Origin of the sequence: Escherichia sp. WS568 (assembly GCF_046486085.1) — a bacterium.
Lineage (GTDB): Bacteria > Pseudomonadota > Gammaproteobacteria > Enterobacterales > Enterobacteriaceae > Escherichia > Escherichia coli.
This window is the reverse complement of sequence record NZ_JBJQMC010000016.1, coordinates 29,691-52,499: the sequence shown is the minus strand read 5'-3', so window position 1 is coordinate 52,499 and position 22,809 is coordinate 29,691. Positions and strand designations below refer to the sequence as shown.

23 protein-coding genes are annotated in these 22,809 nt (G+C 52.0%); 16 read left to right on the top strand and 7 right to left on the bottom strand.

Going from position 1 to position 22,809, the window contains the following annotated elements; genetic code table 11:
- Positions 1-21: 21 nt before the first annotated feature.
- Entirely contained in the window at positions 22-1,224 is a 1,203-nt protein-coding gene (gene ubiI, locus ACJHWR_RS17190) for an FAD-dependent 2-octaprenylphenol hydroxylase (protein ID WP_001192180.1), read from the top strand.
- Positions 1,225-1,297: 73 nt separating this feature from the next.
- On the opposite strand, the gene ACJHWR_RS17185 is transcribed toward ubiI, so the two are convergent.
- Positions 1,298-1,381 (bottom strand): hypothetical protein, encoded by an 84-nt coding sequence (locus ACJHWR_RS17185; protein ID WP_122986706.1) that lies wholly within the window; start codon positions 1,379-1,381, stop codon positions 1,298-1,300.
- Between the two features lie 290 nt (positions 1,382-1,671).
- Here ACJHWR_RS17185 and gcvT point away from each other — a divergent pair, with 290 nt between their 5' ends.
- The 3 genes from gcvT to gcvP all read left to right on the top strand — a co-directional run bounded on the left by gcvT (position 1,672) and on the right by gcvP (position 6,171).
- Complete coding sequence (gcvT, locus tag ACJHWR_RS17180; RefSeq protein WP_000068700.1) at positions 1,672-2,766, top strand: glycine cleavage system aminomethyltransferase GcvT; 1,095 nt, start codon at positions 1,672-1,674, stop codon at positions 2,764-2,766.
- A 23-nt stretch (positions 2,767-2,789) separates the two neighbouring features.
- On the top strand, positions 2,790-3,179 hold the full coding sequence (gcvH, locus tag ACJHWR_RS17175) for a glycine cleavage system protein GcvH (RefSeq protein WP_001295377.1): 390 nt from the start codon (positions 2,790-2,792) through the stop codon (positions 3,177-3,179).
- Positions 3,180-3,297: 118 nt separating this feature from the next.
- On the top strand, positions 3,298-6,171 hold the full coding sequence (gcvP, locus tag ACJHWR_RS17170; protein ID WP_000195069.1) for an aminomethyl-transferring glycine dehydrogenase: 2,874 nt from the start codon (positions 3,298-3,300) through the stop codon (positions 6,169-6,171).
- Positions 6,172-6,334: 163 nt separating this feature from the next.
- Here the strand turns inward: gcvP and bglA are convergent, their stop codons facing one another.
- The gene (gene bglA, locus ACJHWR_RS17165) at positions 6,335-7,768 is read right to left on the bottom strand and encodes a 6-phospho-beta-glucosidase BglA (RefSeq protein WP_024210543.1); all 1,434 of its coding nucleotides are present in this window, start codon (positions 7,766-7,768) and stop codon (positions 6,335-6,337) included.
- Positions 7,769-7,812: 44 nt separating this feature from the next.
- On the opposite strand from bglA, the gene yqfB reads away from it, so the two are divergent.
- Together yqfB and trhA are read left to right on the top strand one after the other, a co-directional pair.
- Positions 7,813-8,124, top strand: a complete 312-nt coding sequence (gene yqfB, locus ACJHWR_RS17160) for a N(4)-acetylcytidine aminohydrolase (protein WP_001182958.1) — start codon at positions 7,813-7,815, stop codon at positions 8,122-8,124.
- Between the two features lie 163 nt (positions 8,125-8,287).
- Positions 8,288-8,947: a PAQR family membrane homeostasis protein TrhA gene (gene trhA, locus ACJHWR_RS17155; RefSeq protein WP_000250269.1), complete on the top strand. Its 660-nt coding sequence runs from the start codon at positions 8,288-8,290 to the stop codon at positions 8,945-8,947.
- 76 nt (positions 8,948-9,023) lie between these two features.
- On the opposite strand, the gene ygfZ is transcribed toward trhA, so the two are convergent.
- Positions 9,024-10,004 carry a tRNA-modifying protein YgfZ gene (gene ygfZ, locus ACJHWR_RS17150; protein ID WP_000886075.1) on the bottom strand — a complete coding sequence of 327 codons (981 nt, stop codon included), beginning with the start codon at positions 10,002-10,004 and terminating at the stop codon, positions 9,024-9,026.
- Between the two features lie 242 nt (positions 10,005-10,246).
- Here ygfZ and sdhE point away from each other — a divergent pair, with 242 nt between their 5' ends.
- Together sdhE and ACJHWR_RS17140 are read left to right on the top strand one after the other, a co-directional pair.
- Entirely contained in the window at positions 10,247-10,513 is a 267-nt protein-coding gene (gene sdhE, locus ACJHWR_RS17145) for an FAD assembly factor SdhE (RefSeq protein WP_000354046.1), read from the top strand.
- Positions 10,494-10,901 (top strand): protein YgfX, encoded by a 408-nt coding sequence (locus tag ACJHWR_RS17140; RefSeq protein ID WP_000244781.1) that lies wholly within the window; start codon positions 10,494-10,496, stop codon positions 10,899-10,901. Before sdhE ends, ACJHWR_RS17140 begins: the two co-directional genes overlap by 20 nt.
- Before the next feature lie 39 nt (positions 10,902-10,940).
- Here the strand turns inward: ACJHWR_RS17140 and fldB are convergent, their stop codons facing one another.
- A complete protein-coding gene (fldB, locus tag ACJHWR_RS17135) occupies positions 10,941-11,462 on the bottom strand; it encodes a flavodoxin FldB (protein WP_001055872.1) in 522 nt (173 codons plus the stop codon).
- 111 nt (positions 11,463-11,573) lie between these two features.
- Between fldB and xerD the strand changes: the two genes are divergently transcribed.
- From xerD to lysS, 5 genes are all read left to right on the top strand, one after another.
- A complete protein-coding gene (xerD, locus tag ACJHWR_RS17130; protein WP_000806638.1) occupies positions 11,574-12,470 on the top strand; it encodes a site-specific tyrosine recombinase XerD in 897 nt (298 codons plus the stop codon).
- A 24-nt stretch (positions 12,471-12,494) separates the two neighbouring features.
- Positions 12,495-13,205 (top strand): bifunctional protein-disulfide isomerase/oxidoreductase DsbC, encoded by a 711-nt coding sequence (gene dsbC, locus ACJHWR_RS17125; RefSeq protein ID WP_000715213.1) that lies wholly within the window; start codon positions 12,495-12,497, stop codon positions 13,203-13,205.
- A gap of 5 nt (positions 13,206-13,210) precedes the next feature.
- Positions 13,211-14,944: a single-stranded-DNA-specific exonuclease RecJ gene (recJ, locus tag ACJHWR_RS17120; protein ID WP_000813176.1), complete on the top strand. Its 1,734-nt coding sequence runs from the start codon at positions 13,211-13,213 to the stop codon at positions 14,942-14,944.
- A 90-nt stretch (positions 14,945-15,034) separates the two neighbouring features.
- Positions 15,035-16,133, top strand: a protein-coding gene (prfB, locus tag ACJHWR_RS17115) for a peptide chain release factor 2 (protein WP_001701073.1) whose coding sequence is annotated in 2 segments (ribosomal slippage) — positions 15,035-15,109 and positions 15,111-16,133 — 1,098 coding nt in all. Because the reading frame shifts where the segments join, the coding sequence is not laid out codon by codon here.
- 9 nt (positions 16,134-16,142) lie between these two features.
- Positions 16,143-17,660: a lysine--tRNA ligase gene (lysS, locus tag ACJHWR_RS17110; protein ID WP_000003060.1), complete on the top strand. Its 1,518-nt coding sequence runs from the start codon at positions 16,143-16,145 to the stop codon at positions 17,658-17,660.
- A gap of 42 nt (positions 17,661-17,702) precedes the next feature.
- Here lysS and idi read toward each other — a convergent pair whose 3' ends face one another.
- Positions 17,703-18,251 carry an isopentenyl-diphosphate Delta-isomerase gene (gene idi / locus ACJHWR_RS17105; protein ID WP_001192793.1) on the bottom strand — a complete coding sequence of 183 codons (549 nt, stop codon included), beginning with the start codon at positions 18,249-18,251 and terminating at the stop codon, positions 17,703-17,705.
- 54 nt (positions 18,252-18,305) lie between these two features.
- Between idi and ACJHWR_RS17100 the strand changes: the two genes are divergently transcribed.
- Entirely contained in the window at positions 18,306-18,377 is a 72-nt protein-coding gene (locus ACJHWR_RS17100) for a protein YqfH (protein WP_120795390.1), read from the top strand.
- On the opposite strand, the gene yqfG is transcribed toward ACJHWR_RS17100, so the two are convergent.
- Positions 18,374-18,499, bottom strand: coding sequence for a protein YqfG (yqfG, locus tag ACJHWR_RS17095; RefSeq protein ID WP_001050745.1), 126 nt, complete (start codon positions 18,497-18,499; stop codon positions 18,374-18,376). The two genes, ACJHWR_RS17100 and yqfG, sit on opposite strands and share 4 nt — an antisense overlap.
- A 1-nt stretch (position 18,500) precedes the next feature.
- Positions 18,501-19,949, bottom strand: coding sequence for a urate/proton symporter UacT (gene uacT, locus ACJHWR_RS17090; RefSeq protein WP_001295374.1), 1,449 nt, complete (start codon positions 19,947-19,949; stop codon positions 18,501-18,503).
- 435 nt (positions 19,950-20,384) lie between these two features.
- Between uacT and ygfT the strand changes: the two genes are divergently transcribed.
- Positions 20,385-22,304, top strand: a complete 1,920-nt coding sequence (gene ygfT, locus ACJHWR_RS17085; RefSeq protein WP_024210542.1) for a formate-dependent uric acid utilization protein YgfT — start codon at positions 20,385-20,387, stop codon at positions 22,302-22,304.
- Positions 22,304-22,792, top strand: a complete 489-nt coding sequence (locus ACJHWR_RS17080) for a 4Fe-4S dicluster domain-containing protein (RefSeq protein ID WP_000838428.1) — start codon at positions 22,304-22,306, stop codon at positions 22,790-22,792. Before ygfT ends, ACJHWR_RS17080 begins: the two co-directional genes overlap by 1 nt.
- Positions 22,793-22,809: the final 17 nt, after the last annotated feature.

Genomic DNA, 22,809 nt, shown 5'->3' with positions numbered 1-22,809 from the left:
GGCGGTTTTAAGGAATAAACAATGCAAAGTGTTGATGTAGCCATTGTTGGTGGCGGCATGGTGGGGCTGGCGGTTGCCTGCGGCTTACAGGGGAGCGGCTTACGCGTTGCCGTACTGGAGCAGCGCGTACCGGAACCTCTGGCGGCGGATGCACCACCACAACTGCGCGTTTCGGCTATCAATGCCGCCAGCGAAAAATTACTCACCCGTCTTGGCGTCTGGCAGGACATTCTCTCTCGTAGGGCCAGCTGTTATCACGGCATGGAAGTGTGGGATAAAGACAGCTTTGGTCACATTTCGTTTGACGATCAAAGCATGGGCTATAGCCATCTTGGGCATATCGTTGAAAATTCAGTGATTCACTACGCGCTGTGGAACAAAGCGCAGCAGTCGTCAGATATCACTCTGTTGGCCCCCGCAGAATTACAGCAGGTCGCCTGGGGAGAAAATGAAACCTTCCTGACGCTGAAAGATGGCAGCATGTTAACGGCGCGTCTGGTGATTGGCGCGGACGGCGCTAATTCCTGGTTGCGCAACAAAGCCGATATTCCGCTGACTTTCTGGGATTATCAGCATCACGCGCTGGTAGCGACCATTCGCACGGAAGAACCGCATGATGCGGTGGCGCGGCAGGTTTTCCATGGCGAAGGCATTCTGGCCTTTTTACCGCTTAGCGATCCGCATCTTTGCTCGATTGTCTGGTCACTGTCGCCAGAGGAAGCGCAGCGGATGCAGCAGGCAAGTGAAGACGAATTTAATCGCGCGTTAAATATCGCTTTTGATAATCGCCTGGGCTTATGCAAGGTTGAGAGCGCGCGTCAGGTGTTCCCACTGACGGGGCGTTATGCGCGCCAGTTTGCCGCGCACCGTCTGGCGTTGGTGGGCGACGCCGCACATACCATTCACCCGCTCGCGGGGCAGGGCGTTAATCTCGGCTTTATGGATGCTGCAGAGCTGGTTGCTGAACTGAAACGGTTGCATCGTCAGGGGAAAGACATCGGGCAGTACATTTATCTGCGTCGCTATGAGCGTAGCCGCAAGCACAGTGCGGCGCTGATGCTGGCTGGTATGCAGGGATTCCGCGATCTGTTTTCCGGTACCAATCCGGCGAAAAAACTGCTGCGTGATATTGGTTTGAAACTGGCCGACACGCTTCCTGGCGTTAAACCACAACTTATCCGCCAGGCAATGGGATTAAACGATTTGCCTGAATGGCTGCGTTAAAAATTTCTCTTCTGCTGTTTATTTGATACCCATCACACTTTCATCTCCCGTTTTTTTCGCCGGGAGATTTTCCTCATTTGAAATAAACTAATTTCACCTCCGTTTTCGCATTATATTTTCTAATGTCATGATTTTTTAATTTAGTGTTTTTTGACAATTTTTTAGTTCTTAATATTGCATTAATCAAATTAACTTTCTCATCTGTTTATATTTATATAGAGATTTGTTCATTTTTTGGTTTTTTATTCTGTTGTGATTTTGGCGTTTTTTAACCATAAGCTAATGTGATGATCAATTTTACCTTATGGTTAACAGTCTGTTTCGGTGGTAAGTTCAGGCAAAAGAGAACGATTGCGTTGGGGACCGGGAGTGGCTCCGATGCTGGGTTTCGTGGTGATAATTTCGCCATGGAAAAGTTGTCAGCCCCGCTTATTCAATGAGGACAAGATGGCACAACAGACTCCTTTGTACGAACAACACACGCTTTGCGGCGCTCGCATGGTGGATTTCCACGGCTGGATGATGCCGCTGCATTACGGTTCGCAAATCGACGAACATCATGCGGTACGTACCGATGCCGGAATGTTTGATGTGTCACATATGACCATCGTCGATCTTCGCGGCAGCCGCACCCGGGAGTTTTTGCGTTATCTGCTGGCGAACGATGTGGCGAAGCTCACCAAAAGCGGTAAAGCCCTTTACTCGGGGATGTTGAATGCCTCTGGCGGTGTGATAGATGACCTCATCGTCTACTACTTTACTGAAGATTTCTTCCGCCTCGTTGTTAACTCCGCCACCCGCGAAAAAGACCTCTCCTGGATTACCCAACACGCTGAACCTTTCGGCATCGAAATTACCGTTCGTGATGACCTTTCCATGATCGCCGTACAAGGGCCGAATGCGCAGGCAAAAGCTGCCACACTGTTTAATGACGCCCAGCGTCAGGCGGTGGAAGGGATGAAACCGTTCTTTGGCGTGCAGGCGGGCGATCTGTTTATTGCCACCACTGGTTATACCGGTGAAGCGGGCTATGAAATTGCGCTGCCCAATGAAAAAGCGGCCGATTTCTGGCGTGCGCTGGTGGAAGCGGGCGTTAAGCCATGCGGCCTGGGCGCGCGTGACACGCTGCGTCTGGAAGCGGGTATGAATCTTTATGGTCAGGAGATGGACGAAACCATTTCTCCGTTAGCCGCCAACATGGGCTGGACTATCGCCTGGGAACCGGCAGATCGTGACTTTATCGGTCGTGAAGCTCTGGAAGCGCAGCGTGAACATGGTACAGAAAAACTGGTTGGTCTGGTGATGACCGAAAAAGGCGTGCTGCGTAATGAACTGCCGGTACGTTTTACCGATGCGCAGGGCAACCAGCATGAAGGCATTATCACCAGCGGGACTTTCTCCCCGACGCTGGGTTACAGCATTGCGCTGGCGCGCGTGCCGGAAGGTATTGGCGAAACGGCGATTGTGCAAATTCGCAACCGTGAAATGCCGGTTAAAGTGACGAAACCTGTTTTTGTGCGTAACGGCAAAGCCGTCGCGTGATTTACTTTTTTGGAGATTGATTGATGAGCAACGTACCAGCAGAACTGAAATACAGCAAAGAACACGAATGGCTGCGTAAAGAAGCCGACGGCACTTACACCGTTGGTATAACCGAACATGCCCAGGAGCTGTTAGGCGATATGGTGTTTGTTGACCTGCCGGAAGTGGGCGCAACGGTTAGCGCGGGCGATGACTGCGCGGTTGCCGAATCAGTAAAAGCGGCGTCAGACATTTATGCGCCAGTCAGCGGTGAAATCGTGGCGGTAAACGACGCACTGAGCGATTCCCCGGAACTGGTGAACAGCGAACCGTATGCAGGCGGCTGGATCTTTAAAATCAAAGCCAGCGATGAAAGCGAACTGGAATCACTGCTGGATGCGACCGCATACGAAGCATTGTTAGAAGACGAGTAACGGCTTTATTCCTCTTCTGCGGGAGAGGATCAGGGTGAGGAACTTTTACGCCTCACCCTCACTCTCTTCGCAAGGAGAGAGGTTCACAATTCACTGCACGTTTCAGGAACCATCGCTCATGACACAGACGTTAAGCCAGCTTGAAAACAGCGGCGCTTTTATTGAACGCCATATCGGACCGGATGCCGCGCAACAGCAAGAAATGCTGAATGCCGTTGGCGCACAATCGTTAAACGCGCTGACCGGCCAGATTGTGCCGAAAGATATTCAGCTTGCGACCCCGCCGCAGGTTGGCGCACCGGCGACCGAATACGCCGCGCTGGCGGAACTCAAGGCTATTGCCAGTCGCAATAAACGCTTCACGTCTTACATCGGCATGGGTTACACCGCCGTGCAGCTACCGCCGGTTATCCTGCGTAACATGCTGGAAAATCCGGGCTGGTATACCGCGTATACTCCGTATCAACCTGAAGTCTCCCAGGGCCGCCTTGAAGCACTGCTCAACTTCCAGCAGGTAACGTTGGATTTAACCGGGCTGGATATGGCCTCTGCTTCTCTTCTGGACGAGGCCACCGCTGCCGCCGAAGCAATGGCGATGGCTAAACGCGTCAGCAAACTGAAAAATGCCAACCGCTTCTTTGTTGCTTCTGACGTCCATCCGCAAACGCTCGATGTGGTCCGTACTCGTGCTGAAACCTTTGGTTTTGAAGTGATTGTCGATGATGCGCAAAAAGTGCTCGACCACCAGGACGTCTTCGGCGTGCTGTTACAGCAGGTTGGCACTACTGGTGAAATTCACGACTACACCGCGCTTATTAGCGAACTGAAATCACGCAAAATTGTGGTCAGTGTCGCCGCCGATATTATGGCGCTGGTGCTGTTAACTGCGCCGGGTAAACAGGGCGCGGATATTGTCTTTGGTTCGGCGCAACGCTTCGGTGTGCCGATGGGCTACGGTGGCCCACACGCAGCATTCTTTGCGGCGAAAGATGAATACAAACGCTCAATGCCGGGCCGTATTATCGGTGTATCGAAAGATGCAGCTGGCAATACCGCTCTGCGCATGGCGATGCAGACTCGCGAGCAACATATTCGCCGTGAGAAAGCGAACTCCAACATTTGTACTTCCCAGGTACTGCTGGCAAACATCGCCAGCCTGTATGCCGTTTATCACGGCCCGGTGGGCCTGAAACGTATCGCTAACCGCATCCACCGTCTGACCGATATCCTGGCGGCGGGCCTGCAACAAAAAGGTCTGAAACTGCGTCATGCGCACTATTTCGACACTTTGTGTGTGGAAGTGGCCGACAAAGAGGGCGTACTGGCGCGTGCCGAAGCGGCTGAAATCAACCTGCGTAGCGATATTCTGAACGCCGTGGGGATCACCCTTGATGAAACCACCACGCGTGAAAACGTGATGCAGCTTTTCAGCGTACTGCTGGGCGATAACCACGGACTGGACATCGACACGCTGGACAAAGACGTGGCTCACGATAGCCGCTCTATTCAGCCTGCAATGTTGCGCGACGACGAAATACTCACCCATCCGGTGTTTAATCGCTACCACAGCGAAACCGAAATGATGCGCTATATGCACTCGCTGGAGCGTAAAGATCTGGCGCTGAATCAGGCGATGATCCCGCTGGGTTCCTGCACCATGAAACTGAACGCCGCCGCCGAGATGATCCCCATCACCTGGCCGGAATTTGCCGAACTGCACCCGTTCTGCCCGCCAGAACAGGCCGAAGGTTATCAGCAGATGATTGCGCAGTTGGCTGACTGGCTGGTGAAACTGACCGGTTACGACGCCGTTTGTATGCAGCCGAACTCCGGCGCACAGGGCGAATACGCGGGCCTGCTGGCGATTCGTCATTATCATGAAAGCCGCAACGAAGGGCATCGCGATATCTGCCTGATCCCGGCTTCTGCGCACGGAACTAACCCCGCTTCTGCACATATGGCAGGAATGCAGGTGGTGGTTGTGGCGTGTGATAAAAACGGCAACATCGATCTGGCTGATCTGCGCGCGAAAGCGGAACAAGCGGGCGATAACCTCTCCTGTATCATGGTGACCTATCCTTCCACCCACGGCGTGTATGAAGAAACGATCCGTGAAGTGTGTGAAGTCGTGCATCAGTTCGGCGGTCAGGTTTACCTTGATGGCGCGAACATGAACGCCCAGGTCGGCATCACCTCACCGGGCTTTATTGGCGCGGACGTTTCGCATCTCAACCTGCATAAAACCTTCTGCATTCCGCACGGTGGCGGCGGCCCAGGTATGGGACCGATCGGTGTGAAAGCGCATCTGGCACCGTTTGTACCGGGTCATAGCGTGGTGCAAATCGAAGGCATGTTAACCCGTCAGGGCGCGGTTTCTGCGGCACCGTTCGGTAGTGCCTCTATCCTGCCAATCAGCTGGATGTACATCCGCATGATGGGCGCAGAAGGGCTGAAAAAAGCAAGCCAGGTGGCAATCCTCAACGCCAACTATATTGCCAGCCGCCTGCAGGATGCCTTCCCGGTGCTGTATACCGGTCGCGACGGTCGCGTGGCGCACGAATGTATTCTCGATATTCGCCCGCTGAAAGAAGAAACCGGCATCAGCGAACTGGATATTGCCAAGCGTCTGATCGACTACGGTTTCCACGCGCCGACGATGTCGTTCCCGGTGGCGGGTACGCTGATGGTTGAACCGACTGAATCTGAAAGCAAAGTGGAACTGGATCGCTTTATCGACGCGATGCTGGCTATCCGCGCAGAAATTGACCAGGTGAAAGCCGGTGTCTGGCCGCTGGAAGATAACCCGCTGGTGAACGCGCCGCACATTCAGAGCGAACTGGTCGCCGAGTGGGCGCATCCGTACAGCCGTGAAGTTGCGGTATTCCCGGCAGGCGTGGCAGACAAATACTGGCCGACAGTGAAACGTCTGGATGATGTTTACGGCGACCGTAACCTGTTCTGCTCCTGCGTACCGATTAGCGAATACCAGTAATTCACTGATTCGACTATCTTCTAAAGGCGCTTCGGCGCCTTTTTAGCTTGTTAATAAAGTGCGCTTTGTGTGTCGGATGAAGCGTAAATATAAACTCCTGGAGTTCAATATATGACAGGAGCGCCAGGCCTGATGAGCGGGGCGTATCAGGCACATCGGGTAATTAAAGATTCTCGCCGTTGCTGGCAATCACCTCTTTGTACCAGTCAAAGCTCTTCTTACGTGAACGCGACATATCGCCAGTACCGTCGTCATGTTTATTCACATAGATAAAGCCGTAGCGTTTGCTGTACTGCCCGGTGGTAAACGACACGCAGTCGATGCAGCCCCACGGTGTGTAGCCCATCAGATCCACGCCATCGTAAGTCACCGCTTTTTTCATCTCTTCAATATGGGCGCGCAGGTAGTCAATGCGGTAGTCGTCGTTGATGCTGCCATCTTCTTCCACTTTGTCATAAGCGCCAAAACCGTTTTCGACAATAAACAGCGGCTTCTGATAACGCTCATACAGTTCGCAAAGTGCGTAACGCAGACCCACAGGATCAATCTGCCAGCCCCAGTCAGACGCTTTAACATACGGGTTTGGTACGCTGCCTTCAAAACCAGAGATGGCATCACCGGTGCCGCCTTCGGCCTTCACTGCGTTGGTCATGTAATAGCTGAAACCAAGATAATCGCAGGTGCCTTCGCGCAGCACATCCAGATCGCCGTCTTCCATTTTGATGTTAAATCCGCGACGCTCCCACTCGTTCAACACATAGGATGGGTAATAGCCACGCAACTGCACATCGGTAAAGACGTAGCGTTCGCGCATCGACTCCTGGGCGAACATCACATCGTCCGGATTACAGGAGTAAGGGTAAAGCGGCACCATCGCCAGCATACAGCCGACTTTCATTTCCGGGTTAATGCGACGCGCGGCTTTCACCGCCAGGGCGCTGGCGACAAACTGGTGATGCAGCACCTGGTACATCGTCTCTTCCGGGTTTTCATGCTCGGTATACACCACGCCGGAGCAGCAGTAACCGAACAGCGGTGCACGCCAGTTACGCTGGTTGTTAATTTCGTTGAAGGTCATCCAGTATTTGACTTTATGCTTATAGCGTTCAAATACCACTTCTGCGAAACGGACAAAGAAATCAACCACTTTACGGTTGGTCCAGCTACCGTATTGCTGCACCAGATGCAGCGGCATTTCAAAGTGGGATAGGGTGATCACCGGTTCGATGTTGTATTTCAGCAATTCATCGAACAGAGAGTCGTAAAACTTCAGCCCTTCTTCGTTTGGCTGAGCTTCATCGCCTTTTGGAAAAATGCGCGTCCAGGCGATGGAAGTCCGAAAACATTTGAAGCCCATTTCGGCAAATAGCTTGATGTCTTCTTTGTAGTGACCATAAAAATCAACGGCTTCATGGTTTGGATAGTATTTGCCTGGCAAGACTTCTTTGGTGATTTCGCGCGGCACGCCGTGTGCGCCACCGGTCAGAACGTCACAAATGCTCGGCCCTTTGCCGCCTTTGTTCCAGCCGCCTTCGACCTGATGAGCGGCAACTGCGCCGCCCCATAAGAAATCTTTCGGTAAGGTGAGTTTTTTCACTATCATAGGCTCCAGATGAGTCAATTCTTACAGGAAATAGTACCATGCAGCCAAACGACATCACTTTTTTTCAACGTTTCCAGGATGACATTCTGGCTGGGCGTAAAACCATCACCATCCGCGACGAGTCTGAATCGCACTTCAAAACGGGTGATGTGCTTCGTGTCGGACGTTTTGAAGATGACGGTTATTTTTGCACGATTGAAGTCACTGCAACCTCAACCGTAACGCTGGATACGCTGACGGAAAAACATGCAGGGCAGGAGAATATGACCCTGCCAGAACTGAAAAAGGTCATTGCCGACATCTATCCCGGCCAGATACAGTTTTATGTGATTGAATTTAAATGCCTTTAAATTGAACTCACGCCTGTTAGTTGAAATTTTGCATTTAATTTCATGATTTTTAGGAGATTAGTCCCAAATCAGAATTTATTTTAGCTAACAGGTGTTCACTGGAACTATTCTCAGTTACGCTGGAGAGGTATACATGTGCGTGTACGTTTCTCCGGAGTAAGTTATGGTTCAGAAGCCCCTCATTAAGCAGGGATATTCGCTGGCAGAGGAAATTGCCAACAGCGTCAGTCACGGCATTGGGTTGGTGTTTGGTATCGTTGGGCTGGTGTTGCTACTGGTTCAGGCGGTGGATCTCAATGCCAGCGCCACAGCGATAACCAGTTACAGCCTCTATGGCGGCAGTATGATCCTGCTGTTCCTCGCTTCGACGCTCTATCACGCCATTCCCCATCAACGGGCAAAAATGTGGCTGAAGAAATTTGACCATTGCGCTATTTACCTGTTGATTGCCGGAACCTACACGCCGTTTTTGCTGGTGGGGCTGGATTCTCCGTTAGCGCGCGGGTTGATGATTGTTATCTGGAGCCTGGCATTGCTGGGGATTCTGTTCAAACTGACCATCGCGCACCGATTCAAAATTTTATCTCTGGTGACCTATCTGGCGATGGGCTGGCTGTCGCTGGTGGTGATTTATGAAATGGCAATTAAGCTTGCGGCGGGCAGCGTTACCTTACTGGCTGTAGGCGGCGTGGTTTACTCGCTCGGGGTGATTTTCTACGTCTGCAAACGCATTCCCTACAACCATGCCATCTGGCACGGCTTTGTGCTCGGCGGCAGCGTGTGCCACTTTCTGGCGATCTATTTATATATTGGGCAGGCGTAATGGGTGTGCCTTTGTAGGCCTGAAAAGACACACCCGCGTCGCATCAGGCGATAAATGCCTGATGCGACACAGAGATTTACTCTTCGAGCGAATACGGCAGCGGCTCGATACGCAATGTATTCGCATCGTCACGCACGCGGAAGATGCTGTCCGGTTCCATATCGTTATTCATGACGACCTGTACCACGACCTGACCATCTTCCAGTTTGACCGCAGCCAGCACCGTACCGGTACGACGCCAGTTCTCGCCCATTTTCAGCTCTAAGTCTTCACCAGCTTCCGGCAGTCGGCTGGCACTACCTGTCAGCAACCAGAGCGCGCGTTTGTTGGCACCACGGAATTTAGCTCGCGCCACCATCTCTTGTCCGGTATAGCAGCCTTTTTTAAAGCTAATGCCGCCCAGCGCCTGGAGGTTGGTCGCCTGTGGGATAAACTGCCCGCTGTTGGCGGCATCAATCACCGGGAAACCCGCTTCAATGTTTAATGCCAGCCACTGTTGGCTATTGTTCAGTTCCGCTTCACCGCGCAGTTTATCGGTCAGCATATTGGCAGTGGCTTCATCGGTTACGATCAGGAAACGTTCTGCCGGGTGTTCAAACCATAGCAAAGTGGTCGCGCCTTCTTTAACTACCTGTTTTTCTTTCGAAGGCAGTTCACTAAAGAGATTTGCCAGCGCGGCGCGCGCCTGAAAACCGGCAACACCAAGCAGCACACGCTCGTCGTCTGGCGCGATTGTCACTTTAGAGAACACCGCATATTTTTTCAGTTCAGTCAGCTGCGGTTCACGCACGCTGCGCCGTTCAATCCATGCAAAGCCATCGCCGTCGCGGAACAGACGTAAGTTGCTCCACATTTTGCCTTTGGCGTCGCAATGGGCGGCGAGCAGGTGCTGATCTTCTGTCATCTGGCTGACATCTGCTGTCACTTGACCCTGCATATATTTTTCGCTGTCCGCGCCAGTAATGGTGGCAAGCGCCCAGTCATCAAGCGTCATCAGCGTCAGTGGCAAACGGGCAGAAGCCGTAGGCTGACGGGGAGGAAAAGGTGTAAAAGCCATAATAGAGTCCTGAGTTGCTTAACGGCGTATTAATGACTAATGGTAAAAGAGCTATGAGGCAATGCAAGTGCTTTCACTACGCGATCTGTGCCTTCTGCGAGGCGACTTCCAAAAAAATGAAGCCCTTGAATTGTTGTGAATTAATTTCGCGATCGCGATTGTGTTTACTGATATTCCCGCAAAAGAAGTCGAAAAACACGTTACAATAGCGGGGTACTGGACTTTCGTGAGACAGGAAGAAGATGGACATTAACAACAAAGCCCGCATTCATTGGGCATGCCGCCGTGGTATGCGCGAACTCGATATTTCAATCATGCCGTTTTTCGAACATGAGTACGACAGCTTAAGCGATGACGAAAAACGCATCTTTATTCGTCTGCTGGAATGTGACGATCCGGACCTGTTTAACTGGCTGATGAATCACGGTAAACCGGCCGATGCAGAACTGGAAATGATGGTCCGACTCATCCAGACACGGAACCGGGAACGTGGTCCTGTGGCAATCTGATTTGCGCGTCTCTTGGCGCGCACAGTGGCTTTCCTTGCTGATTCATGGGCTGGTTGCCGCTGTTATTTTACTCATGCCCTGGCCGCTCAGTTACACCCCGTTATGGATGGTGTTACTTTCGCTGGTGGTGTTTGATTGCGTTCGCAGCCAGCGGCGCATTAATGCTCGCCAGGGGGAAATTCGCCTGTTGATGGACGGGCGTTTGCGCTGGCAAGGGCAGGAGTGGAGCATCGTCAAAGCGCCGTGGATGATTAAGAGCGGCATGATGCTGCGTTTACGTTCTGACAGCGGTAAACGGCAACATTTATGGCTGGCAGCCGACAGCATGGACGAAGCCGAATGGCGGGATTTACGGCGGATTTTGTTGCAACAAGAGACGCAAAGATAAAGATGACGGCAAAGCATATGCGCTAAGCCGTCAGTGACATCAGGCGTAATGCTCTGCCATTTCGTTGAGGATTTGCTCGCACCAGTTCTGAATACGCTCGTCGCTAAGGTCATATTGGTTAGTTTCGTCCAGCGCCAGACCCACGAACAGTTGCCCGTCAGCAATCACCGGTTTCGGGCTGGTAAACTCATATCCTTCCGTTGGCCAGTAGCCGACGAACTTCACGCCTTTGGTCGAGAGCTTGTCATGCAGCATACCGAGCGCATCGAGGAACCACTCGCCGTATCCCAGTTGATCGCCAAGCCCATACAGCGCAACAATTTTACCTTCGAGGTTCAGGTCGTCGAGCTGATCCCAGACGGCTTCCCAGTCTTCCTGGATTTCACCAAAATCCCAGGTCGGGATACCCAGAATGAGCACATCGTACTGCTCCATTAATTTCGGGGAGTCGTCCTTGAGGTTATGTAAGGTCACCAGTTCTGGGCCGATAATATCGCGGATTTTTTCTGCCGCCATTTCGGTGTAACAGGTGCTGGAACCGTAAAAAAGACCCATATTCATAACGTAAGCTTCTCGATTCTGCTGTGGCTTTTGCGGCTAGTGTATCAGAATCGCTTTAGTCACGGCACAATAAGGCATAATGGATCAAATGAGTGACCATAAGGGGCGCAAGTGAAACAGGATCTGGCACGCATCGAGCAGTTTCTTGATGCTCTGTGGCTGGAAAAAAATCTGGCTGAAAATACGTTGAACGCATACCGTCGCGATCTGTCAATGATGGTGGAGTGGTTGCATCACCGCGGGTTGACGCTGGCGACGGCGCAAAGTGACGATTTGCAGGCATTACTGGCAGAAAGGCTGGAGGGCGGGTATAAAGCCACCAGCTCAGCGCGTTTGCTGAGTGCAGTGCGCCGATTGTTCCAGTATCTTTATCGCGAAAAGTTTCGTGAAGACGATCCCAGTGCGCATCTCGCTTCACCGAAATTGCCCCAGCGTTTGCCAAAAGATTTAAGCGAAGCGCAGGTCGAACGTTTATTGCAGGCACCATTAATTGATCAGCCACTGGAGCTACGCGATAAAGCCATGCTTGAAGTGTTGTATGCTACCGGACTGCGTGTCTCTGAACTGGTCGGGCTGACAATGAGTGATATCAGCCTGCGTCAGGGCGTAGTGCGGGTCATTGGTAAAGGCAACAAAGAGCGCCTGGTGCCGTTAGGTGAAGAGGCGGTTTACTGGCTGGAAACCTATCTGGAACATGGGCGTCCGTGGCTGCTGAATGGTGTGTCAATTGACGTGTTGTTTCCCAGCCAGCGTGCGCAGCAGATGACGCGACAGACCTTCTGGCACCGCATTAAACATTATGCCGTGCTGGCGGGTATCGACAGCGAAAAGCTGTCACCGCATGTGTTGCGTCACGCTTTTGCCACTCACTTATTAAATCATGGTGCGGATTTACGCGTGGTGCAGATGCTACTGGGCCACAGCGATCTCTCCACCACGCAAATTTATACGCATGTCGCTACCGAGCGTCTGCGGCAACTTCATCAACAGCATCACCCGCGGGCGTGATGTCTGAAAAGAACGGGAAGATTTATGAAGAAAGGTTTTATGTTGTTTACTTTGTTGGCGGCGTTTTCAGGCTTTGCTCAGGCTGATGACGCGGCAATTCAACAAACGTTAGCCAAAATGGGCATCAAAAGCAGCGATATTCAGCCCGCGCCCGTAGCTGGCATGAAGACAGTTCTGACTAACAGCGGTGTGTTGTACATCACCGATGATGGTAAACATATCATTCAGGGGCCAATGTATGACGTTAGTGGCACGGCTCCGGTCAATGTCACCAATAAGATGCTGTTAAAGCAGTTGAATGCGCTTGAAAAAGAGATGATCGTTTATAAAGCGCCGCAGGAAAAACACGTCATCACCGTGTTTACTGATATTACCTGTGGTTACTGCCACAAACTGCATGAGCAAATGGCAGACTATAACGCGCTGGGGATCACCGTGCGTTATCTTGCTTTCCCGCGCCAGGGGCTGGATAGCGATGCAGAGAAAGAAATGAAAGCTATCTGGTGTGCGAAAGATAAAAACAAAGCGTTTGATGATGTGATGGCAGGTAAAAGCGTCGCACCAGCCAGCTGCGACGTGGATATTGCCGACCATTACGCACTTGGCGTCCAGCTTGGCGTTAGCGGTACTCCAGCAGTTGTGCTGAGCAATGGCACACTTGTTCCGGGTTACCAGCCGCCGAAAGACATGAAAGAATTCCTCGACGAACACCAAAAAATGACCAGCGGTAAATAATTCGCGTGAAACAACAGATACAACTTCGTCGCCGTGAAGTCGATGAAACGGCAGACTTGCCCGCGGAATTGCCTCCCTTGCTGCGCCGTTTATACGCCAGCCGGGGAGTACGCAGTGCGCATGAACTGGAACGCAGTGTTAAAGGTATGCTGCCCTGGCAGCAACTGAGCGGCGTCGAAAAGGCCGTTGAGATCCTTTACAACGCTTTTCGCGAAGGAACGCGGATTATTGTGGTCGGTGATTTCGACGCCGACGGCGCGACCAGCACGGCTCTAAGCGTGCTGGCGATGCGCTCGCTTGGTTGCAGCAATATCGACTACCTGGTACCAAACCGTTTCGAAGACGGTTACGGCTTAAGCCCGGAAGTAGTCGATCAGGCCCATGCCCGTGGCGCGCAGTTAATTGTCACGGTGGATAACGGTATTTCCTCCCATGCGGGGGTTGAACACGCTCGTTCGTTGGGCATTCCGGTTATTGTTACCGATCACCATTTGCCGGGCGACACATTACCCGCAGCGGAAGCGATCATTAACCCTAACTTGCGCGACTGTAATTTCCCGTCGAAATCACTGGCAGGCGTGGGTGTGGCGTTTTATCTGATGCTGGCTCTGCGCACCTTTTTGCGCGATCAGGGCTGGTTTGATGAGCGCGGCATCGCAATTCCTAATCTGGCAGAACTGCTGGATCTGGTGGCGTTGGGGACAGTGGCAGACGTGGTGCCGCTGGACGCTAATAACCGTATTCTGACCTGGCAGGGGATGAGCCGCATCCGCGCCGGGAAGTGCCGTCCGGGGATTAAAGCGCTGCTGGAAGTGGCCAATCGCGATGCGCAAAAACTCGCCGCCAGCGATTTAGGTTTTGCGCTGGGGCCGCGTCTCAATGCCGCCGGGCGACTGGATGATATGTCCGTTGGTGTGGCGCTGTTGCTGTGCGACAACATCGGCGAAGCGCGCGTGCTGGCAAATGAACTCGATGCGCTAAACCAGACGCGAAAAGAGATCGAACAGGGAATGCAGATTGAAGCCCTGACCCTGTGCGAGAAACTGGAGCGCAGCCGCGACACGCTACCCGGTGGGCTGGCAATGTATCACCCCGAATGGCATCAGGGCGTGGTCGGCATTCTGGCTTCGCGCATCAAAGAGCGTTTTCATCGTCCGGTTATCGCCTTTGCGCCAGCAGGTGATGGTACGCTGAAAGGTTCCGGTCGCTCCATTCAGGGGCTGCATATGCGTGATGCGCTGGAGCGGTTAGACATGCTCTACCCTGGCATGATGCTCAAGTTTGGCGGTCATGCGATGGCGGCTGGTTTGTCGCTGGAAGAGGATAAATTCGAACTCTTTCAACAACGGTTTGGCGAACTGGTTACTGAGTGGCTGGATCCTTCACTATTGCAAGGCGAAGTGGTGTCAGACGGCCCGTTAAGCCCGGCCGAAATGACCATGGAAGTAGCGCAGCTGCTGCGCGATGCTGGCCCGTGGGGGCAGATGTTCCCGGAGCCGCTGTTTGACGGTCATTTCCGCCTTCTGCAACAACGACTGGTAGGCGAACGCCATTTGAAGGTCATGGTTGAACCGGTCGGCGGCGGCCCGCTGCTGGACGGCATTGCCTTTAACGTTGATACCGCCCTTTGGCCGGATAACGGCGTGCGCGAAGTGCAACTGGCTTATAAGCTTGATATCAACGAGTTTCGCGGCAATCGCAGCCTGCAAATTATCATCGACAATATCTGGCCAATTTAGCGTCATCTTCTCTATAAAAAAGAGCGTGGATTGGGTACAATCCCGCTCTTATCACCGCATTTTGACTAGCTCAAGAAAAGAAATCAGACCATGTTTGAAATTAATCCGGTAAATAATCGCATTCAGGACCTCACGGAACGCTCCGACGTTCTTAGGGGGTATCTTTGACTATGACGCCAAGAAAGAGCGTCTGGAAGAAGTAAACGCCGAGCTGGAACAGCCGGATGTCTGGAACGAACCCGAACGCGCACAGGCGCTGGGTAAAGAGCGTTCCTCCCTCGAAGCCGTTGTCGACACCCTTGACCAAATGAAACAGGGGCTGGAAGATGTTTCTGGTCTGCTGGAACTGGCTGTAGAAGCTGACGACGAAGAAACCTTTAACGAAGCCGTTGCTGAACTCGACGCTCTGGAAGAAAAACTGGCGCAGCTTGAGTTCCGCCGTATGTTCTCTGGCGAATATGACAGCGCCGACTGCTACCTCGATATTCAGGCGGGGTCTGGTGGTACGGAAGCACAGGACTGGGCGAGCATGCTTGAGCGTATGTATCTGCGCTGGGCAGAATCGCGTGGTTTCAAAACTGAAATCATCGAAGAGTCGGAAGGTGAAGTGGCGGGTATTAAATCCGTGACGATCAAAATCTCCGGCGATTACGCTTACGGCTGGCTGCGTACAGAAACTGGCGTTCACCGCCTGGTGCGTAAGAGCCCGTTTGACTCCGGCGGTCGTCGCCACACGTCGTTCAGCTCCGCGTTTGTTTACCCGGAAGTTGATGACGATATTGATATCGAAATCAACCCGGCGGATCTGCGCATCGACGTTTATCGCGCGTCCGGCGCGGGCGGTCAGCACGTTAACCGTACCGAATCTGCGGTGCGTATTACCCACATCCCGACCGGGATCGTGACCCAGTGCCAGAACGACCGTTCCCAGCACAAGAACAAAGACCAGGCCATGAAGCAGATGAAAGCGAAGCTTTATGAACTGGAGATGCAGAAGAAAAATGCCGAGAAACAGGCGATGGAAGATAATAAATCTGATATCGGCTGGGGCAGCCAGATTCGTTCTTATGTCCTTGATGACTCCCGCATTAAAGATCTGCGTACCGGGGTAGAAACCCGCAACACGCAGGCCGTGCTGGACGGCAGCCTGGATCAATTTATCGAAGCAAGTTTGAAAGCAGGGTTATGAGGAACCAACATGTCTGAACAACACGCACAGGGCGCTGACGCGGTAGTCGATCTTAACAATGAACTGAAAACGCGTCGTGAGAAGCTGGCGAACCTGCGCGAGCAGGGGATTGCCTTCCCGAACGATTTCCGTCGCGATCATACCTCTGACCAATTGCACGCAGAATTCGACGGTAAAGAGAACGAAGAACTGGAAGCGCTGAACATCGAAGTTGCCGTTGCTGGCCGCATGATGACCCGTCGTATTATGGGTAAAGCGTCTTTCGTTACCCTGCAGGACGTGGGGGGCCGCATTCAGCTGTACGTTGCCCGTGACGATCTGCCGGAAGGCATTTACAACGAGCAGTTCAAAAAATGGGACCTCGGCGACATCCTCGGCGCGAAAGGTAAACTGTTCAAAACCAAAACTGGCGAACTGTCTATCCACTGCACCGAGCTGCGTCTGCTGACCAAAGCACTGCGTCCGCTGCCGGACAAATTCCACGGCTTGCAGGATCAGGAAGCGCGCTATCGTCAGCGTTATTTGGATCTCATCTCTAACGATGAATCCCGCAACACTTTTAAAGTGCGCTCGCAGATCCTCTCTGGTATTCGCCAGTTCATGGTGAACCGCGGCTTTATGGAAGTTGAAACGCCGATGATGCAGGTGATCCCAGGCGGTGCCGCTGCGCGTCCGTTTATCACCCACCATAATGCGCTGGATCTCGACATGTACCTGCGTATCGCGCCGGAACTGTACCTCAAGCGTCTGGTGGTCGGTGGCTTCGAGCGTGTATTCGAAATCAACCGTAACTTCCGTAACGAAGGTATCTCCGTACGTCATAACCCAGAGTTCACCATGATGGAACTCTATATGGCTTACGCGGATTACAAAGATCTGATCGAGCTGACCGAATCGCTGTTCCGTACTCTGGCACAGGATATTCTCGGTAAGACGGAAGTGACCTACGGCGACGTGACGCTGGACTTCGGTAAACCGTTCGAAAAACTGACCATGCGTGAAGCGATCAAGAAATATCGCCCGGAAACCGACATGGCAGATCTGGACAACTTCGACTCTGCGAAAGCGATTGCTGAATCTATCGGTATCCACGTTGAGAAGAGCTGGGGTCTGGGCCGTATCGTTACCGAGATCTTCGAAGAAGTGGCAGAAGCACATCTGATTCAGCCGACCTTCATTACTGAATATCCGGCAGAAGTTTCTCCGCTGGCGCGTCGTAACGACGTTAACCCGGAAATCACAGACCGCTTTGAGTTCTTCATTGGTGGTCGTGAAATCGGTAACGGCTTTAGCGAGCTGAATGACGCGGAAGATCAGGCGCAGCGCTTCCTGGATCAGGTTGCCGCGAAAGACGCAGGCGACGACGAAGCGATGTTCTACGACGAAGATTATGTCACCGCACTGGAACATGGCTTACCGCCGACAGCAGGTCTGGGAATTGGTATCGACCGTATGGTAATGCTGTTCACCAACAGCCATACCATCCGCGACGTTATTCTGTTCCCGGCGATGCGTCCGGTGAAATAAGCATTACGTTATGCTCACAACCCCGGCAAATGTCGGGGTTTTTTAATTGTGCTGCGCGAAAGCAGACAACAATTTTCTTGCTTCACTATTGGCTGCCTGCATCACCATCCACGGACTGAACGCCCACGGTGTGGCATCAATACCGTGTAATACATCTGCTAAATCACACCATTGATAATCCATCACTTCATCATCATTGATCTGTAACGCACTGGTCGTGCGTGCGGCAAATACCGGACACACTTCATTTTCCACAATGCCATTCGGATCGGTGGCGCGGTAGCGAAAGTCAGGATAGATAGATTCAGGAGGCGTAATTTCCACGCCAAGCTCATAACGGCAACGGCGGATCACTGCGTCTTCGTTGCTTTCTCCCAGTTGTGGGTGCCCACAAACCGAGTTAGTCCACACGCCAGGCCATGCTTTTTTGCTCAGTGCGCGGCGGGTAACTAATAATTGCCCTTTGGCATTAAACAGCCAACTGGAGAACGCGAGATGTAAGAGAGTGTCTGCCGTGTGTGCGGCATACTTTTCCAGCGTACCCGTGGGAACTCCCTGTGCATTCAATAAAATGACGTGTTCCGTTTGCATAATTTCTCACATGTAATTCTAATCACTCATCATTATAGATAATTGAAGAGTGAAATGATTAACCAAGTGAGCGTTTATCGACAACCGCCCGTTTTGAGCGGATGTCGACAGGTAAAAACCATTTAAAAAAGCAGCATCATATATTTGAAGCGACTTTCAATGGCCATTGCAACACAGTCAGAAATGACAGGAATAGAGAGAGTAAAAAGCAACAACAGACTGAATATAGCGCGCATTAAAAGATTCATATTATTCTCCATGCTCATTTTTCTTCAGCTTGCGCATCAGAAGCCACATACGTACTGTCCTGACTTTTAAATCTTTATCAGAGACGGATTCCTTCACCAGATCAGCATGATGCTGATAGCCATTAAAGAAGACGTTCAGCACAACGGCGCTAAGGGTTGCGAGCATAATGCCGCTATGCAGCAACGGTTGCAGTACGGCCGGTAACTTAGAAAAGAAATCGTGAGAGAGCGTCGGAGTCATGCCAACGCCGAGACTGATCGCCACAATATAGAGGTTGTAACGGTTGGTGGTGTAGTTACAGCGCGACAGAATTCGAATTCCTGTCGCCAGTACCATGCCGAACATCACCAGCCCAGCACCGCCCAGCACAAATTGCGGAATGGAGGCGACCAGCACCGCCATTTTTGGCACCATGCCAAACAGGATTAATATAATTCCCGAAGAAATACACACCCAGCGGCTATGAACGCGCGTCACGCTAACCAGGCCAACGTTTTGTGAAAATGACGTGTGGGGGAAGCTGTTAAACGTTCCGCCTATCATTGTCCCTACGCCATCGACACGCAGCCCGCGAATAATATCGTGTGAAGAGAGTTTACGACCGACTATTTCACCCAGTGCCAGGAACATCCCCATCGACTCGATAAACACGATGATTAACACGGCAGTCATGGTCAGAATGGAAACGGGATCGAAAATCGGCATACCAAATGACATCGGCGTGACAATCGCAAACCATGAAGCATCATGTAGCCCGGATAAATTGACTTCATTCATCATCCACGAAAGTAAAAAGCCAAATACAATCCCCAGTAATACGGCGACGTTGGACATAAATCCTTTCGCATAGCGAGTAATGAGCAAGATAAAAATTAAGACGGCAAAGGAGATACCTAAATAAACGGGATTACCATATTGCGGATTCCCTTTACCTCCTGCGGCCCAGTCAATACCCACCTGAATGATGCTAAGTCCGATAGAAGTAATAACCACACCGGTAACCAGTGGCGGGAATAAAGGCATCAAGCGACCGATAAGTGGCGCTAATAATGTGGTGATAAAACCCGCGGCGATAGTGGCACCGAATATCCCCAGCAGGCCGATATCCGGGTTCATCCCAATGGCTATCATTGGTGTTACAGCGGCGAAGGTCACCGACATAATCACCGGCAGGCGGATCCCCATAAAGCGGCCGATACCGATACATTGCAATAATGTGACGATCCCGCAGCAAAAGAGATCCGAGCTAATGAGCATCGCAATAGCTTCTTTTGAGAGGCCCAGTCGGTCACCAATCATAAGAGGAACAGCGACTGCACCTGCGTACATGACAAGGACGTGTTGCAGACCGAGTATGATCAGCTTTCCTGGTGATAATATGCGGTCAACCTCATCAGTTGGGCGATCTTGCCCTGAAGATGAGGGAAGTTGGGAATCTATGGCGCTCATCAGTGTTTCTCCTTTCGCTCGCCAGAGTAAAAAGCAACCGTTTACGTTAATGAAACTGTCTAAACACATGCTCGTGGAGTGCCAGTTTTTGCGAGGAAGGGGAGTTAGAGACAGGAATTGCGGAGGCAATCACATAATCGTGGTTAAACCACGAAAATGAGAAGAGAACCTGACAATGGAATTATCTGTAATTTTCTCATATTGATATTTCATTAATCATTCTGGCATGTCGCACTCTCGTATTTAATCGTTTTTATCTGGTTAGATCTCTTTTGGTCGGCAATGTTGAAATAATGAAAGCGGCACAGATTGAGGGGCAATAATTTGAACTCAGTCGCAAAATTATAATTAAATCGGCCATGCTACCTAATATATGCCCATTTATTGCATCGCGAAATTTGAGAAGACATAACTCATTAAATGAAAGGGATGCAAATGAATAAGTTTATCGCTGCTGAAGCTGCGGAATGTATAGGCTGTCATGCTTGTGAAATTGCCTGTGCGATGGCACATAATCAAGAAAACTGGCCGCTGAGTCACAGTGACTTTCGACCGCGTATCCACGTTGTAGGGAAAGGCCAGGCTGCGAATCCGGTGGCCTGCCATCACTGCAACAATGCCCCTTGCGTTACGGCTTGTCCGGTTAATGCTCTGACTTTCCAGCCCGATAGCGTACAACTGGACGAGCAAAAATGTATTGGTTGTAAAAGATGCGCAATCGCTTGCTCCTTTGGCGTCGTTGAGATGGTCGATACGATTGCGCAGAAATGCGACCTTTGTAACCAGCGCAGTTCCGGCACGCAAGCCTGTATTGAAGTCTGCCCAACACAGGCGTTACGGCTGATGGACGATAAAGGGTTGCAGCAGATAAAGGTGGCCCGCCAGCGCAAAACGGCAGCAGGAAAAGCGTCATCAGACGCTCAGCCATCTCGCAGTGCAGCGTTGCTCCCCGTTAACTCGCGTAAAGGCGCAGATAACATTTCAGCGAGTGAACGGAAAACCCACTTTGGCGAAATCTATTACGGGCTGGATCCACAACAAGCGACTTATGAGAGTGACCGCTGTGTTTATTGCGCCGAAAAAGCTAACTGCAACTGGCATTGCCCGCTGCATAACGCTATTCCGGATTACATCCGTCTGGTGCAGGAAGGAAAGATTATTGAAGCGGCAGAACTTTGCCACCAGACCAGTTCCTTACCAGAAATCTGCGGCAGGGTATGTCCACAGGACCGTCTTTGTGAAGGCGCATGTACTTTGAAAGATCACTCTGGCGCAGTCTCTATCGGGAATCTGGAACGCTACATCACCGATACCGCGCTGGCGATGGGCTGGCGTCCCGATGTCAGCAAAGTTGTTCCCCGTATCGAAAAAGTGGCGGTGATTGGCGCAGGGCCTGCAGGGTTAGGGTGTGCTGATATTCTGGCGCGCGCAGGAGTTCAGGTTGATGTCTTTGATCGCCATCCAGAAATTGGCGGTATGCTGACTTTTGGCATACCTCCTTTCAAACTCGATAAAACGGTATTAAGCCAGCGGCGAGAGATATTCACCGCAATGGGAATCGACTTTCATCTTAACTGTGAAATTGGCCGCGATATTACCTTTAGCGATTTAACTTCTGAATATGATGCAGTTTTCATCGGCGTGGGGACTTACGGGATGATGCGAGCAGATCTGCCGCATGAAGATGCGCCCGGTGTCATTCAGGCTCTACCGTTCCTGACTGCCCATACCCGCCAGCTCATGGGGTTGCCGGAGTCTGAAGAGTATCCGCTGACGGATGTGGAAGGTAAGCGAGTCGTGGTATTGGGCGGTGGCGATACGACCATGGATTGTTTGCGGACCTCCATCCGCCTCAATGCCGCCAGCGTGACCTGCGCGTATCGTCGTGATGAAGTCAGTATGCCGGGCTCGCGCAAAGAGGTGGTCAATGCGCGCGAGGAAGGTGTCGAGTTTCAGTTCAATGTTCAGCCGCAATATATCGCTTGTGACGAAGATGGGCGTTTAACTGCAGTGGGCCTGATTCGTACCGCCATGGGGGAGCCGGGGCCGGATGGTCGCCGTCGTCCTCGTCCGGTAGCGGGTTCAGAGTTTGAATTGCCCGCCGATGTTCTCATTATGGCCTTTGGTTTCCAGGCGCATGCCATGCCGTGGTTGCAGGGCAGCGGAATTAAACTCGATAAATGGGGCCTGATTCAAACCGGTGACGTCGGGTATTTACCTACCCAGACGCATCTGAAAAAAGTCTTTGCTGGTGGTGATGCAGTTCATGGCGCGGATCTGGTTGTCACTGCAATGGCCGCAGGAAGGCAGGCGGCGCGCGATATGTTAACTCTGTTTGATACGAAGGCATCGTGATGAAATCGTTAATTATCGTTAATCCGGCTGACTGTATTGGCTGCCGTACTTGTGAAGTAGCCTGTGTGGTCGCTCACCCTTCAGAACAGGAGTTGAATGCCGATGTCTTTTTACCCCGGCTGAAGGTACAGCGACTGGACAGCATCAGTGCGCCGGTGATGTGCCATCAGTGTGAAAACGCCCCTTGTGTTGGCGCTTGCCCCGTGGGGGCGCTGACGATGGGCGAGCAGGTGGTGCAGACCAATTCTGCCCGTTGTATTGGCTGTCAGAGTTGCGTCAGTGCGTGCCCGTTTGGAATGATCACCATTCAGTCGTTGCCGGGGGATACCCGGCAACAAATCGTGAAATGCGATCTCTGTGAACAGCGGGAAGAGGGGCCAGCCTGCGTTGAATCTTGCCCAACACAGGCGCTGCAGTTGCTTACTGAAAGAGAACTCAGGCGAGTCCGCCAGCAGCGTATTGTTGCCAGCGGTGAGAATCCTCTGTGAAAGAAATCTCCGCGCTG